This is a genomic window from Reinekea blandensis MED297 (assembly GCF_000153185.1).
Taxonomy (GTDB): Bacteria; Pseudomonadota; Gammaproteobacteria; order Pseudomonadales; family Natronospirillaceae; genus Reinekea; species Reinekea blandensis.
In genome coordinates this window covers 538,369-552,713 of the sequence record NZ_CH724149.1, presented here as the reverse complement: position 1 = coordinate 552,713, position 14,345 = coordinate 538,369, and the positions used below count along the sequence as shown (strand labels likewise).

Sequence of the window (14,345 nt, the reverse complement as noted above, 5' to 3'; positions counted from 1 at the left end):
CATCCCTTGAATCAACAAGCGCCACCACCTTTTGCTGGATTGCTAGCAGCACAATAGTTCACCGCTCATGGAGATGAACGTTTAGTTCTGCCCTTCCCGATAAACCACCTGCACATCAATGCCAGACCAATCCACCGGCGCTAAAAATCCTTTGGGCAAACTCAGCTGATTATCGATGCCACTGATCGACACATGCTCGATGTGCACGCCATCATTCACAAACACAACATTGTCGATCCCTGAAACCGTCAATCGCCTGGTATGAGCTGTAATCGTAACCGTGTTGTCAATGCCGGAAATACTCAGATCGGTGGTGCCGGAATAGTTTGTGGTGACCACGTTGTTCGTACCGGCGACCGACTCTTTGAGAATTTCCGGCCGCTGGCGTTCACCATCCGGTAAACAACTGGATAGCATTAGCGCTAGTAAAGAGCATGTGAGAGAGCGCAGAGGCAAGGGCCGTTCCTTGGATTGATCGATGTTCGGCAACAGCATACCTGAAACCTGACTGGATTTGCTCTGTCTCACGAACGTCTTCGGTGAAACCGAACATAAGCTGCGATTTTTCTGACTATTAATGAGAATTAATCTCAATTAAATTATCAGCATGAACTCAACAGTAAGCAGGAACTCACGATGAAAACCACAGGCATTAAAACCATCACCTTTGCGATCACGCACTTCAGTGTGGCGTTTTTGGTGGGCTGGGCGATTACCGGGAGTTTTGTCATGGGCAGTCTGCTGGCGATTGTTGAACCTGCCGTCAACACGGTGGCGTACGCGATACACGAGTCGTTCTGGCAGAAACGTCAAAATCGCAAACCCCAATCGTCCACCGATAACACGGATTCACACATCCGCATGGCGGTGTAACATGGCGATGCCAATCAGCGAAGACAAAGTACTGACCTGGCCGGGCGATCTGCTTCTGTCATTGCTTAACCAGCAACTCAGGGATGAGTTCAAGAGTCTTGAAGGGCTGGCGCGATACCATGATCTGTCATTGACCGTGCTGCAGAAACGTCTGTCGGAGCTGAACCTTAACTATGACCCGGTGACGAACCAGATTAAGGGGTAACCTGGTACTGCAACCCTTGTGATCGAACACTCACCTCAGAGTTCCGTTCACTTACCAAGCCTCATGTTCCATGATAAAGCCGCGGGCTGAACCCGCTCCCACCCTGGTTGACAACTCTGAGACAGATTTTTTTTGATTGCTTCACTCTAATAACCGTCAAGCTGGCTATAATGCCGCTCGAACTATGTTAGGGAAAACAACATGCAATTGACTAAGAAGCCCGTTTTATCTTCACGCTTATTAACACTTACGGCATGCGTGGCACTGCTAACCGCATGCAATGCTCAATCCGAACACGACTTTGACAACGACAGTCACGGCGGAGATCCGCAGGATGTGACCGAAAACGATTGTGGCAACGCACGCCTGCACCGCGATTTAAACAGCATTGCGATTTTCAGCGCGTCGACCAAGGACCTACGGAGCGATACAGGTGTCTACGAGTGGCGGGCCAAACAAGGCATTGGACTGGATATCTGGGACAATGGCGGTGGCTTTAACGGTGGGTCCACCATTCCTCAAGAAAACCTAGCGGCCTGCGCTGCGGTAAAGTCAGCCTTCGGCTCCCTCGGCCTGGTCCCATGGTCAGGCGAGCGCAATGAGGCTTTTTTTGAAGACCTCACTTATGTGTATATCGATCCGGACTTCGATTTTGTGTACACACCGAGAACCGACCTCACGCTTCAGCAATGGCGAGCGGCGGGCGAACCTTCCACCGCTGAAGGTAAACTGGTGTCGGCCGCATTAAACGTTCGCTATTCGAAATCCCACAATGGCGGTACGCAATCGATTATTGATACCGAAATGGAGAACATGAACAGTGAGGTCACACTCCATTGCGACCACACTCAACAAATCAAATATTTGCTTAAGACATTCAATCAACCCGGAAATCGCGATCTGGGAACCTGTGAACAGGACGCCCAGAGCGGTCAATGGGAGTGCCTCGCGGTATCTGCAGTGGCCGACTTTGAAGGCTGCACCTTTACGACGGCCACGACGATGATTCCGGATGGTGCGGGCGACTATTACCGCGTCGCGCTGGGCGGCAAGTTTACCCGCAACGATGACGATGGCTATGCAATCAGCATTTCAGACATCAATATTTTAAGCCCGTACCCGGCTCCGTAAATCGACGACACGAGCTCTCAAACTCAAGCGCTGAGCGAAGTGGCCCATTCATTGAGCTCAGCACTGACCGGCTTGTCATGCTCACCCAAAAACGCCAGGAAACGTGCTGGGTTTAAGGTAGCAATGCGATCTTCCGGGAAGCCGACTTTACGAATCGCTTCGATGGCGTAGTCAAAATGCCCGACTTCCAAACTGATGTGGGCGTCACTGCCGACACTGATTTTCCAGTCGTGCCGGTCGACCACTTCCAGGAGCGACGTACAGTGCTCATTGGACCCAGTACGGGACATATAGAAGGAGCTGTTGTTAATCTCCAGCAGAACGTTGTTGTCTTTCGCCGCACGAACCACTTCATCCTGGTCGATGGGATAGTTCGGGTTGCCGGGGTGCCCGACAATCTGCACCAGTCCGCTTTCGATGGCGTTGATCATCATCCGGGTGTTTTCCTGACGACTGCGCGGTGCAATCACCGGTTCATGAAAACTGGCGATAGCGAAATCCAGATAGGCCATCATGCCGCTGGGCAGGTCTACCCACTTACCGGTCTGCTCAAAAGGTTCCGGCAGAATGTTGGCTTCTATGCCACGTAAAATGCCGATATTGTCGACGACGCGCGGGATGACTTTCATATTGCCAAAGTGCCATGGATGCGGACTGTCCGGCATGGCAGGGGCATGATCGGTCACTGAAAAAAGCTGCAGGCCCTTGGCTTTCGCGTCACGAATGTAGTCGTTCACCGTGCTGAAAGCGTGCGTACTGGCGACGGTGTGCGAATGGGTGTCACATAAAATCTTCATGGTTACTCCTGTCTTCAAAGCCCGCACACTCTACCAATGGCATGTGACCAAACCAAGAACAACTCAGACTAACCCACCGTTCATTAACCCTGCGCAAATTCCGCTTAAAAAAAAGTGCAAATCTACGTCGGCAGGCTTCCGCCAGGGCGTCGACATGTCGCCGTTTTTCTAGCGGTCGCGGATCACTAATCCCAAGGCTTGCCCGCCAAGGGCCGTCAAAAAAATTCTCGGAAATGACAGTCAGCTATCACCCCGGACGAACATCGTTTAATCGCCAAAATATCACCGATTGAATGCGCCCAGAGCGTCAAAATCCTCGTTTTGGACACAGATTTGTCACGAAAAGGTACGTCTTGAAGCTCGTCACACCCCGAAAATGGGCGCTTTCGTATCATTTGCTCAACTTTTAACCAACACAAACCTTAGGTACACGACAATGAAAGCAATCCAACTCTTCTCCGCTCTTTTCATGGTTTTCCTGTTAGCAGGTTGCCAGATAGAGATTACGCCATTGGAGGGTGCTACATCGTCGGACACCACCGAAAAAGATCAGGGAGACACAGGCGGTACGGACACTGGCGGTGATGCCGGCAGCGACACTGGTTCAGGTTCTGACACTGGTTCAGGTTCTGACACCGGCAGCGGCTCAGACACTGGCGGTGACACCGGTACAACCGAACCACAGCCGTCTACGGTAACGCTCTATTGGTCAGCACCGCTGGAGCGCGTCAATGGCGACAGCATGACCGTCACGGACATCGGCGGTTACGAGATCCGTTACAAGTCCGAAGCTGACAGTGAATACACAAACGTTGTCCTGAACGACCCCTATGTGGACCAGTACAGCGTAACCGATCTGGCTGAAGTCGACGCATACACCTTTGAAGTCGCAGTATTCGACGTCGACGGCATCTACAGTGACTTTGTGGTTGCGACGGCTAACTAAGTCACAACACGCATTATTCATCAGTGAGACTTTGCGCCCGAATCGGGCGCTTTTTTTTGCCTGATCTGTCTGGTGGCGTGTCAGCTCGTGATCAGTACCGGTCGATGTAATCGTGTCGCTAATGCCACCGTCAATCGGTCAGCGTCCTTCGATTCAGTGGATAACGACACCGTGCGACACCGACCGTCCGTCATCACTATCTGTACCTGATGGGACAAAAAGACGCGATTCCGGCCAGCAATGCGCGTCAAAGACCGCACACCCATTATGTTTTCCAGTGTCACCCGCTTACCCGCTATGATCAGCGGCTCGGGCCCTGCATGAACGTAGGTCCTCCGAACTAAACTCATACCGAGATAGCCGGCGAGCATCAAAGGGACGAGAATCAGCAGTCCAGAGCTGACGGAGGCCGGACTCGTTGGCAATCCCACATTGACTAAAGCCGCCCCGGCCGCAATAACCAACCCAACCAGTATGCCGACCATGCCTTTCACGGGCATCAACTGGTAAGCATCGTCACCCACGGGCTGACCAACATGCGTGTTTACGTTAATCGCCATCATACGGTCGTCTGTTATGGCAACCGGCGAATGAGCATAGGCGGGATCGCGCAGGGCAGGCCATTGATGGCACACCCGACGGGTCAATGCGTAGCCCACCATGACAAAGGCGAAGGCAATCGCCCACAACAACCACCCTACTCTCAGGTTTGTCGCCAAGCCGGCGCTGGTCTCCGGAGTGAACCGGCTGATCATCGTTTGCAGATGCTCAATCGTTGCCAAATCCGCTTCCGTTGGCTGTTCAATCTCCAGATAAGGCGCCAACTGATCCTGCAAGGCCTGATAGGTTTCCTGTTGCGACGTTTGGCCGCGTTGTATTAATGAAGACGTACTTGTCCATGTCATCAGTGCTGAGCCCAAAGCAACCAACACTATGACGCCAATCATCGCTTGCCGAAACACCCTAAATATCCTTTTCTCTTTCTGGTTTGCCGCCAACTCTAACAGAGTTTTATCGCAACGGAATGCATCTGATGGTGATTATCATTCTGCGTATCAACGGCCTGTGCGCAGCAAGGTCAGATCATCGAGGACGCACCCGGTGCGAGTTCACAGTTTTGGTCGTTAAGTTCAGGGTAAACTGAGCGGTCTGTTGTATTAATGAGAAGATGAACGGATGCCGGTCAACGCCCCCCAAAAAACCCGTTATCGTCTGATCAGTCTTGGACGACTGAAGCCAGGCACCAATGAAGCCGAAGCGGTCAAGAAGCTTCAGGCATTAACCAAGCTGGACGAACTGAAGGTCCGGAAAAAGCTGCTGGCCGGCAAGAAAACCAGCCTGTTGACCACCGACGACGTCACCCGTCTTGCATCGCTGAAAGGCAAGTTTTCTGCCATAGGGCTGCTGGTAAGCGTTGCTGAAATACCACCGGAACCCGCCCAACCTGAGCCACAAACGGCCAAGCCGTCGTCAGGCCCACGTTGGCTGAAAAGACTGGGCGTCGGATTTGCCGGCCTGTTGATCTTAACAACCGCCCTGGCAGCGGCAGGTTGGTTCTGGTTGTTCAAACCCATCGCCGACCCGGCTTTGGCGGTCGAATCCGCTCTGGTCACCGAGCGTACGGCGGCTGTAACGCACATCAATCTCGACCAGGTTAACAAGCTGCTGCAACTGAGCCGCACCAGTCTCACGGACCTGGCCGCAGACCCGGTCGGCAATGCTCCGCCACTGGTGGATATTCTGGCCGACAACAGCCTCAGTTTGTCACAGGCGTTTGCTGCGGTGCTGGCAAATGACGATGGTACGCAACCTGATGCGATCGTTGCGGTCACGGGTACCTTCGGTGAGGCGGCCATGCGTCAGGCACTGTCTCGTCACTATGCACTTACGGAGACCACATCACCGGCCGGTCTGTGGCAGCTGTCGGCCAAAGCGGCTGCGGTAGACGCTGACTTTCATTGCCCTGGCGATCAGGCGCCCTCAGAGTCCGTGTTGTACGTCAGTCTGGCCGATAACCGGTTCGCCCTGGCTACGTCAACGGCGGCCTTACAGCGATTCAATGTCCGTCTCAGCAACGCCCAACCTTCGGCATCACTGGATTCATGGCAAACCTATCGGGCAAACAAACTCGCCAGCCTGATGGTCTTTTCTCCCAAAGACGGATCGGCTGCACTGCCCGGGATGGCAGGCATGATTGGCAGTCAGGTCATTGCGTCACTGCCGGATCTCAACATCGCCGCCTTGTCAGCAGAAGTCGATCTTCTGGCAAGAGGGCTGCGACTGAACGGGCAACTTGGCAGCAACAATGCCGGCTGGAATCAGCAAGTCGCGACGACCGCCACCACCTGGCTGAACTCAACCCGAAACAACGCGCAAATCACCTCACCGGTCGCGGCGGATTTAATGGCGGCAATCGCTATTCAGCACGACGCGCAAAGCGTACGTCTGGATTGGCCCATCACCGCGAACCTGGTCACTCAGTTGCGTCAGTCGATCGAAAACACCATCGCATCAGCCTTTGGTGGGCGGCTCAACGGTGGTGACAGCAACGAGGAACAGATTGTCGACGATCCCGCCGACTACCAGGCGCGTTTTGAGCTGGCCAATCTGCCACTTCTGTCATTGAACTCATCGACGGTGGCACCGGCTTTCCATGAAGGCCCGATCGCGATCGACGTTGACAGCCTGAGTATGACCGATGACGACGTGATGGAGCTGATCATCGATGCCGAAGCGGCGATGCCCGAAGGTATTAACGACAGCACTCTGCGCGCGCTCGTTGGTCAGTCGTTGATGGTAACCGACGTGAAAAGCCGCGATGGCGAGTCGTTGTTGCGCGAAGAACACTGTCTCGATGTGCAGAATGTTTTCGGCGGCAAAAACCACGAGGCGGCCACGCAAGGTTCCGTATTTTTTCAGAAAGCCAGCGTCAATAAACGGGTCCGCTTGATACCGGACACCCATGTGGCAGACATCCATGAGATCGACGTGACCTACACGCTGAGCCGCCCCACTCAGATACAAACCTTTGCGGTACCGTTGCAGGCCGGCGAGCAAGTCAGCTATGCCGGCGTGAGTATCGACCTGGTCAGTATTGGCAACCGCAGCATTCGCTATCGGCAAAGCGGCCAAATCGATCGTCTGCTGGAGGTTCGTGCTCGAAACGCGGCCGGCCAGGTTTTGCAAACGAGCTGGAGCTCGTCATTCGGTCGCGTGAAGGATCAGCATTACCGCGGCCAGATACACCAACTGGAAGTCATCATCGCTGGCAGTACGGACCAACGCACAGCCACTGCGTCACTGACCGGACTGTTCGAACCGGATCTCGACAATGAAACACCGGCATCACCCTTTGCGCTGTCCTATGCGCCTGTCGACAATGCCAAATGGAACCGCTATCAGTTCGTCGATATGCGTCTGCTGCGACCGTTAGCCGATGATTGGACAAGCTTTTATGACGATGAACGGATTGTCGGTCAGGCGACCTGGCCGGGTATGAAGTTGGTGGTCACTCACAGCGAGTCCGGCTGGTCTGGCAACCCGACGGCCCGCCTGTACATGCCGCTGTTTAAAGAACTGACAGGCTCTATGTCCGCGCTGAGTTATCGTTTGCCCGACGCAGAAAACCCGATTGAACGCTTTGTCGCGCCCAGTTTTCCGTATAACGCGGCCGATCTGACCCTGATTCCGGTTCGTGAAGTTCAACGACAACCGTTTGGTTTAACCAACTTTACACTCGATACCGGCACCGAAGCCGGTGCGGAGCTCGATGGCATCAATGGTGTACTGACCTTGCGTATGCCAAGGCGGCTGAGCAATACGGCGCTCAACCTGAACGATCTCTGGCAAGGGCAAAGCATAGAAGGTGTGCGCGTGACGCTGGAGTCTGTCGAGCGTGGCATGTTCCCTGGCTATCATCTGAAACTGGCGGGAGATTTAGACAACCTGATTGCGATCCACGGTCTGGATGAATACGGTCAGCGTGTCAGCCCGATCACTCAGAACTTTCAAGAAGCCGGTTACTGGACGGCCACCATTCCGTTTCGCAATAACATGACGTCTGTGCAGCTGGTGACTGACAATCAGCAAGCCGTGTTTGAGATGCCCTTCCGGTTTTAACGTGGGCGGGTTCAGTGCTGGTCGCCAGCCGGCACTGAACCCGTATGTTAAGAGCGTTTCAACAACAGGTTCACCCCCGAACAAGCCAAGAAGGTGGCACAGGCCCGGTTAAACCGTTTTGCCATCGCCGGTTTGGCAAACCAGCTTCGCAGGTATACTCCGAACAACGCATAAAGGCTGATCGCCGATATTTCCAACATCAGAAAGGTGACACCCAAGACAAAAAATTGCTCTGCGCTGTTGCCCTGCACGTCGACAAACTGCGGCAAAAACGCCGTGAAAATCAGAATGGCCTTTGGGTTACCGGCAGCCAGAAGGAACTCTTGTTTGGCTAACCCCCATCGATTCTGTTCACGATCGACATCGGCCACCGGGCTTGCATTAGAGCGCCATAACGACACGGCAATCCACATCAAGTACAACGCACCAAAGAGTTTGATGATAAAAAAGAGCGTCTCTGAGGCATATAAAATCACCGCTAATCCGGAAGCAGTCAGCGCAATCATCAGCGCAAAGGCCGTAATCCGTCCAAGCCCCGCCATTAACGCCACAGAAAAGCCATAGCAACGCGCGTTGTTCATAGCGAGTAGGTTGTTGGGTCCGGGAGTCATGTTCAAAGCAAAACACGCCGGAATAAAAAACAGTAACGTCAACAGCTCCAATTGGGTTCTCCTGCTTGCCTCGAGGAACAAAAAAATAAGACCGATCAGGCCTCTCTCAGCGCTGCGAAAGCCTACGTTGCTCACCCGAAAAATTCATCATTTCTTTTGAGCTTTTTCGGTGCACGGCACAGTGCACCAATAAAAAACCAGTGCACTTTTGGCGCACAGGTTGGTCCGCTCCAGCCGACAGCCCGCTGAATCCAACCCATTTTCATTTTCAATCTGCCGCACTGCGGCGGGTCATTCCGCTCATTTTCGACCAGACAGTCAACACTGGCCCGTGCTTTGCAATTCCACCGGTGCATAACCAAAAAAACAGATAAGAGAGGACAGCGCATGCTGAATAAAATCACCCGACTGCTGGCAGCTCCATTGCTGACCATCAGCACCATGGCTATGGCCGAAACCGATGTTGCCTTTACCCTGGACTGGAAATTTGAAGGACCGGCAGCGCCCTATTTTCTCGCCATCGACAATGGACACTTTGCGGCGGAAGATCTGAATGTCAGCATTACAGCTGGCCAGGGCTCATTGGATGCCATTCCAAAAGTAGCCACCGGCGCCTACCCCATCGGCTTTGCCGACATTAACTCGCTGGTTAAGTTCCTTGACCAAAATCCGGAAGCTCCGGTCAAAGCCGTGATGATGATTTACGACAAACCGCCATTCGCCGTGGTCGGGCGTAAGAGTCAGGGCATCTCCAGCGTGAGCGATTTGGAAGGCTCCGTCTTGGGTGCGCCGCCACCGGATGGTGCCTGGGCACAGTTCCCGGTCTTCGCACTGGAAAACGATCTGGACATGGACAAGATCACCGTTGAACCGGTCGGTTTCCCAACCCGTGAGCCTATGTTGGCCGAAGGCAAGGTTGACAGTGTGACTGGCTTTTCATTCTCGTCGTACCTGAACCTTGTACGTCTGGGCGTGCCGGAAGATGACTTGACCACGCTGCTGATGGCTGATCACGGTGTCGCGCTCTATGGTAACGCGATCATCGTCAACACCGACTATGCCGAATCCAACCCTGAGATCATCACCGGGTTTTTAAGCGCAGTCGCCATGGGTGTGAAAGATGCCGCCGCCGATCCGGAAGCCGGTGCTCAAGCCGTGATCGACCGTAACCCGGCCGGCGATGTTGCGTTGGAAACTCGACGCCTGAACCTGGCATTACGAGACAACATCCTGACCGACTACGTCAGTGAAAACGGCCTGGGTAATGTCGACAGTGCCCGATTTGCAAAAGCGCTGGAACAGATTGCGATTACCTATGACTTCAACAGCTCGCCAAGCATGGAGGCGATCTTCACCGATGCCTACCTGCCGGACAGCAGTGTGCTGATGGTGAAGTAATTATGTCTGTCGATGTCGGCATTGAAAATGTCAGCCACGCTTACACCACCGGGCAGCAGTCGCTGCCCGTGCTGGACAAACTTAACCTGACGATTCCGGCCGGTCAGTTTACGGCCGTGGTCGGTCCCTCGGGATGCGGCAAGTCGACACTGACCCGGCTGGCCTCCGGCCTGATGGCGCCGGACAGTGGTGCCGTGACGCTGAATGAGGAACGGGTGACGTCACCGCGTTCCACCGTGGGGATGGCGTTTCAGAATCCGGTGCTGCTCGAATGGCGAACCATCATAGAAAACGTGGTGTTGCCGATGGAAATCGTCAAGCACGATCTGACGCGCAACCAGTGCCTGAAACGCGCGGCCAAGTTACTGGAACTGGTAGGCCTGGCGGACTTCAAACATAAGCGACCGTCTGAACTGTCCGGAGGAATGCGGCAAAGGGCTTCTTTATGTCGCGCGTTGGTTCATAAACCGGACTTGCTGATCCTCGATGAACCATTCGGTGCACTGGATGCCTTCACCCGGGAAGACCTTTGGCAAATCATGCGTGAACTTCGGGGCCGGGAATCTTTTACTGGTTTACTGATCACGCACGATCTGCGAGAAAGCGTGTTCCTAGCCGATCAGGTGGTCGTGCTCTCGGGTCGTCCCGCCACCTGCCAATATGTGCTGGACGTGACCTTACCCGAAGACCGGCGTATCGATTCGCTGTACACGCCCGAGGCCGTGGAAATGCTGGCCACGTTGCGCGAACAGATTGAAATTGCACAGGGTCGCAAACAGGAGGTCGCCGCATGAGTGAGCGAATGAAAGGCATTCTGTCGCCGATCATTGCCATCGTATTGTTCCTGCTGTTTTGGGAATGGTTGGTCTGGTACAACGACTGGCCGAACTACAAAATGGCCTCGCCCTCCGATCTTTGGCCGGCATTCTGGAAGTTCCGGGACCTGTTTGCCATGTATGCCTGGGACACGCTGTGGCGTACCGTGGTCGGGCTTGCTCTGGCCGTTGTCGTTGGTGTGGCGTTCGGTGTGGTGATGGGTTTTTCAAAAACCATGCGGACGGCTTTGTATCCACTTCTGGTTGGCTTCAATGCGGTTCCCAAAGCAACCGTGGTGCCGGTCGTGGCGCTGATTTTTGTTGGTCAACACGATTTTAATACCGTCCTGATTGCGTTCATGATTTCGTTTTTTCCGATTGCGGTGTCGGTCTCCATTGGACTGTCGACCTTAGAACCGGAATATCGAGACATTCTGCGTGCACTGGGTGCATCAAAGCTGACCGTATTCTGGAAAATCGCGTTACCAAAAACCCTGCCGGAGTTTTTCGGAGCGCTTAAGGTGGCATCGACCCTGGCCTTTATCGGCACCAACCTCATGGAAATTGTTGAACCGCATGGGCGCGGCCTGGGTCATCTGTTCGACAGCGGAAAAATTAACGCTGACTACCCGCTCATGTTTGCGGTGCTCATCGCGTTGGCGGTACTGGGAATATTGCTGTACTACGCCGTCGTCATCCTAGAGAAAATCTTTGCTGGCTGGGCCGAACGGGAACCGACTTATTAGTAAACTAAAACTCAGGGAGTTACTGACTCCCTGAGTTTTCTTCGTGGCAATGGTCATGGCGTCGGCAGCCATTAGAGAACAGAGCATAACGTAGTATCAGGTTTGCAAAACGATGTTTAACCGTTAAACAGTTACCGATGCTCAAGCATTTTTTGAACGCACCGGGGCGATCCATCCGTCACCCACTCAAAACAGTCGCTATACCGACAAACCTATTCAACCACCAGCGTGTCGCATTTATAAAATACGCCACCGGTTTGAGTCACATCCTTTGCCAGTCGGGGTAATAGGTTCGACATGGTTTCAAAAAGTGTCCAGGGCGGGTTAATCACGATCATCCCGGAGGCGGTCATGCCGCGCGTATCTGAGTCCGGAGCGACGCCCAGCTCAAACCGCTGAATGTTCCGGATACCACTTTTCATGAGTGTTTTTTCCAGCCGCTGAATGGTCGGTCGATCCACCACGGGGTACCAGATCGCATAAATACCCTGCCGGAACTTTCCATGCGCTTTCATCACGGCTTGCGCGACCCATTCGTACTCGGCTTTCACTTCATAAGAAGGATCGATCAACACCAGTCCCCGCTTACTTTTTGGCGGGAACACGGCATTTAAACCTTCATAGCCATCTTTCGGCTGAACACGAATGTTTTTCTGATCGACAAAGTTTTTTTGCAGTCGGTTTGAATCGTCAGGATGAAGTTCAAACAGCCAGCCACGATCATGCGGCCGAATAAAATGTTTAGCGACCAACGGAGAGCCCGGATAAAAGTCGATGGTCGAGGACTTATTCAAATGACGGATGATGTCAAAATAGGTTTTCAGCTCTGGGTAGTCGGCAGGCTTTAGCCGTTGAATCCCATCGATGTGCTCTTGAGTCTTTTGCGCTTGAGCGCTTCTCAGATCATAAAGTCCGGCCCCTGAATGGGTATCGATATAATCAAAGGGCGTCTCCTTTTTCACAAGGTGACTGAGCATTTCAACCAGAACAATGTGTTTAATCAGGTCGGCAACATTGCCGGCATGGTACGAGTGGCGATAACTTAACAATGGCAGACCCTGTAAAACCGTTAGATGTCAGGGCGCTCAGTTAAGCTCGGTGCAGTGCGCGCCCATTGAGCGAAGACTACACCGGCTTGTCGGTTGGCGCACTAAAAAATCACCCCCGGGTTTAACCGGTTTTCCGGGTCGAACGTCTGTTTGAGCCGACGCATCCAGGCAATCTCAGTATCGGAACGACTGTACTTCAGATAGCGTTTCTTCTGATGGCCGATGCCATGCTCAGCCGATATAGAACCCTGTAATGCTTCAAGGGGTTCATACACCATCTGGTTGACCGCCTCCTTGTCTTCAGCAGACAACTCAGGACCGATATGAATAAACAGATGTAAGTTGCCATCGCCCAGGTGTCCGAAGACCACCATCTTCGCATCCGCCCATCTCGCGTTGATCGTCTCGGTCAGGTCGGTCACGTAGGCGTTCATCGCCTGAATGGGCAAACTGACGTCGTACCCAATGTAAGGTGCAAGCCCAACGGTCAGTCGTTCAATATCGTCACGAATCGCCCAAAGATCCGCTTGCTGAGCCAACGAGCTGGCCACCGCGGCATCCACCAGCAGCTCGTCACTCATGGCTTGTTCCAGCGCCGACTGAAAAATATCGGCTTCCAGTTCGTGGTAGTTAGCGGCCTGCACCAGAACATAAAACGGATAGTCGGTCGGCAACGGCGCTTTGTGTGTTTGTTCATCGTCAATAATAAAGGCATAGTGGTTCTGCCACATGACTTCGTAAGCAGAAAGGCGTCCACCCAAGGCGCCCTCCAGGTGCCGCAGCAGATGCGCGACCTTGTCGAAACTGTCGGTCGCTACGAGGGCGGTTGAATGACTCAGATGTTTTGGCCGCAGACGCAGACACAAGCGCGTCACCACGCCTAGGGAGCCTTCACTCCCGATAAACAACTGCTTCAGATCGTATCCGGTATTGTTTTTAATGAGCGGGCGTAAGTTCGTTAACACCTCACCGTTGGCCAACACGACCTCCATGCCCAGAATCTGTTCACGCATCATGCCGCGGCGCAGCACTTCGTTGCCACCGGCATTCGTCGCCGTCATGCCACCTATTGTGCAGCTACCGCGCGCGCCCAGATCGACCGGGAAATGTAATCCATGCGCTTCGGCAGCCTCCTGCAATGCCTGTAACGGAACGCCAGCCTCAACAACGACACTGCGGTTCTCCACATCAAAGGATTCAATCCGTGTCAGGCGCTCGAGCGATAACCCGATTTGCTGATCCCCGGCTACAGCACCCTCGACAAACCCGGTCAACCCACCCATCGGGATCAGTGCGACGCCATGTTCAGCACAGCATTGTATGACGGCCGTCACCTCCGCTGTCGTACCGGGTCGTACAATGGCCGCAGCCGACATCGGTGTGTTATCGAACCAACTCGTCGCTCGCTGTCGCACGGCATCGCCGGTCAGCACGTTGTTCTCTCCGACCAGAACGGTTAGTTTTTGTAGTAGTTCATGCATTCTCAGGCTCCGGACAATCACGTTTCGTCTCCAGCTTACTGATTACTCAACCAGCTGTCCCTACGACCTTGGAACGGCAAACCAAATGCACGGGGAAGCCAAAGCAACACTTGAACTGCTCCGGTCCGGGTGCGAAAGTACCAGCTATGTCTTAGTTTATTGCGATGGAGACGG

14 protein-coding genes are annotated in these 14,345 nt (G+C 53.7%); 8 read left to right on the top strand and 6 right to left on the bottom strand.

Annotation, left to right across the window (positions count from 1 at the left end; all coding sequences use genetic code 11):
- Nucleotides 1-81: 81 nt before the first annotated feature.
- Nucleotides 82-528 (bottom strand): DUF3060 domain-containing protein, encoded by a 447-nt coding sequence (locus MED297_RS21000; RefSeq protein ID WP_154650825.1) that lies wholly within the window; start codon nucleotides 526-528, stop codon nucleotides 82-84.
- Between the two features lie 108 nt (nucleotides 529-636).
- On the opposite strand from MED297_RS21000, the gene MED297_RS02520 reads away from it, so the two are divergent.
- The 3 genes from MED297_RS02520 to MED297_RS02510 all read left to right on the top strand — a co-directional run bounded on the left by MED297_RS02520 (nucleotide 637) and on the right by MED297_RS02510 (nucleotide 2,209).
- On the top strand, nucleotides 637-873 hold the full coding sequence (locus MED297_RS02520) for a DUF2061 domain-containing protein (protein WP_008042077.1): 237 nt from the start codon (nucleotides 637-639) through the stop codon (nucleotides 871-873).
- A 1-nt stretch (nucleotide 874) separates the two neighbouring features.
- Nucleotides 875-1,078: a DUF4250 family protein gene (locus MED297_RS02515; protein ID WP_008042075.1), complete on the top strand. Its 204-nt coding sequence runs from the start codon at nucleotides 875-877 to the stop codon at nucleotides 1,076-1,078.
- A 201-nt stretch (nucleotides 1,079-1,279) separates the two neighbouring features.
- Entirely contained in the window at nucleotides 1,280-2,209 is a 930-nt protein-coding gene (locus MED297_RS02510; protein ID WP_154650824.1) for a hypothetical protein, read from the top strand.
- Nucleotides 2,210-2,232: 23 nt separating this feature from the next.
- Here the strand turns inward: MED297_RS02510 and MED297_RS02505 are convergent, their stop codons facing one another.
- Entirely contained in the window at nucleotides 2,233-3,006 is a 774-nt protein-coding gene (locus MED297_RS02505) for a phosphatase (RefSeq protein ID WP_008042071.1), read from the bottom strand.
- A gap of 436 nt (nucleotides 3,007-3,442) precedes the next feature.
- On the opposite strand from MED297_RS02505, the gene MED297_RS22395 reads away from it, so the two are divergent.
- Nucleotides 3,443-3,952 carry a fibronectin type III domain-containing protein gene (locus MED297_RS22395; protein ID WP_202594501.1) on the top strand — a complete coding sequence of 170 codons (510 nt, stop codon included), beginning with the start codon at nucleotides 3,443-3,445 and terminating at the stop codon, nucleotides 3,950-3,952.
- Nucleotides 3,953-4,032: 80 nt separating this feature from the next.
- On the opposite strand, the gene MED297_RS02495 is transcribed toward MED297_RS22395, so the two are convergent.
- On the bottom strand, nucleotides 4,033-4,914 hold the full coding sequence (locus tag MED297_RS02495) for a hypothetical protein (protein ID WP_008042067.1): 882 nt from the start codon (nucleotides 4,912-4,914) through the stop codon (nucleotides 4,033-4,035).
- Nucleotides 4,915-5,128: 214 nt separating this feature from the next.
- Here MED297_RS02495 and MED297_RS02490 point away from each other — a divergent pair, with 214 nt between their 5' ends.
- A complete protein-coding gene (locus tag MED297_RS02490) occupies nucleotides 5,129-8,071 on the top strand; it encodes a hypothetical protein (RefSeq protein ID WP_008042065.1) in 2,943 nt (980 codons plus the stop codon).
- 47 nt (nucleotides 8,072-8,118) lie between these two features.
- Here the strand turns inward: MED297_RS02490 and MED297_RS02485 are convergent, their stop codons facing one another.
- Nucleotides 8,119-8,733, bottom strand: coding sequence for a LysE family translocator (locus tag MED297_RS02485; RefSeq protein WP_008042063.1), 615 nt, complete (start codon nucleotides 8,731-8,733; stop codon nucleotides 8,119-8,121).
- A 336-nt stretch (nucleotides 8,734-9,069) separates the two neighbouring features.
- On the opposite strand from MED297_RS02485, the gene MED297_RS02475 reads away from it, so the two are divergent.
- The 3 genes from MED297_RS02475 to MED297_RS02465 are packed head-to-tail and all read left to right on the top strand — an operon-like array spanning nucleotide 9,070 to nucleotide 11,641.
- Complete coding sequence (locus tag MED297_RS02475; protein ID WP_008042060.1) at nucleotides 9,070-10,080, top strand: ABC transporter substrate-binding protein; 1,011 nt, start codon at nucleotides 9,070-9,072, stop codon at nucleotides 10,078-10,080.
- A gap of 2 nt (nucleotides 10,081-10,082) precedes the next feature.
- On the top strand, nucleotides 10,083-10,874 hold the full coding sequence (locus tag MED297_RS02470) for an ABC transporter ATP-binding protein (protein WP_008042059.1): 792 nt from the start codon (nucleotides 10,083-10,085) through the stop codon (nucleotides 10,872-10,874).
- On the top strand, nucleotides 10,871-11,641 hold the full coding sequence (locus tag MED297_RS02465) for an ABC transporter permease (protein WP_008042058.1): 771 nt from the start codon (nucleotides 10,871-10,873) through the stop codon (nucleotides 11,639-11,641). The genes MED297_RS02470 and MED297_RS02465 overlap by 4 nt, the downstream gene beginning before the upstream one ends.
- A 212-nt stretch (nucleotides 11,642-11,853) precedes the next feature.
- Here MED297_RS02465 and MED297_RS02460 read toward each other — a convergent pair whose 3' ends face one another.
- Both MED297_RS02460 and MED297_RS02455 read right to left on the bottom strand, forming a co-directional pair.
- Entirely contained in the window at nucleotides 11,854-12,690 is an 837-nt protein-coding gene (locus MED297_RS02460; RefSeq protein ID WP_008042057.1) for a 23S rRNA (adenine(2030)-N(6))-methyltransferase RlmJ, read from the bottom strand.
- 101 nt (nucleotides 12,691-12,791) lie between these two features.
- A complete protein-coding gene (locus MED297_RS02455) occupies nucleotides 12,792-14,171 on the bottom strand; it encodes an FAD-binding oxidoreductase (protein WP_008042056.1) in 1,380 nt (459 codons plus the stop codon).
- Nucleotides 14,172-14,345 lie beyond the last annotated feature (174 nt).

Bases quoted from the DNA above. Each gene is read 5' to 3' on its own strand.
- MED297_RS02520 (WP_008042077.1), top strand. From the start codon at position 637: ATGAAAACCACAGGCATTAAAACCATCACCTTTGCGATCACGCACTTC.
- MED297_RS02515 (WP_008042075.1), top strand. From the start codon at position 875: ATGGCGATGCCAATCAGCGAAGACAAAGTACTGACCTGGCCGGGCGAT.
- MED297_RS02510 (WP_154650824.1), top strand. From the start codon at position 1,280: ATGCAATTGACTAAGAAGCCCGTTTTATCTTCACGCTTATTAACACTT.
- MED297_RS02505 (WP_008042071.1), bottom strand. From the start codon at position 3,006: ATGAAGATTTTATGTGACACCCATTCGCACACCGTCGCCAGTACGCAC.
- MED297_RS22395 (WP_202594501.1), top strand. From the start codon at position 3,443: ATGAAAGCAATCCAACTCTTCTCCGCTCTTTTCATGGTTTTCCTGTTA.
- MED297_RS02490 (WP_008042065.1), top strand. From the start codon at position 5,129: ATGCCGGTCAACGCCCCCCAAAAAACCCGTTATCGTCTGATCAGTCTT.
- MED297_RS02475 (WP_008042060.1), top strand. From the start codon at position 9,070: ATGCTGAATAAAATCACCCGACTGCTGGCAGCTCCATTGCTGACCATC.
- MED297_RS02470 (WP_008042059.1), top strand. From the start codon at position 10,083: ATGTCTGTCGATGTCGGCATTGAAAATGTCAGCCACGCTTACACCACC.
- MED297_RS02465 (WP_008042058.1), top strand. From the start codon at position 10,871: ATGAGTGAGCGAATGAAAGGCATTCTGTCGCCGATCATTGCCATCGTA.
- MED297_RS02455 (WP_008042056.1), bottom strand. From the start codon at position 14,171: ATGCATGAACTACTACAAAAACTAACCGTTCTGGTCGGAGAGAACAAC.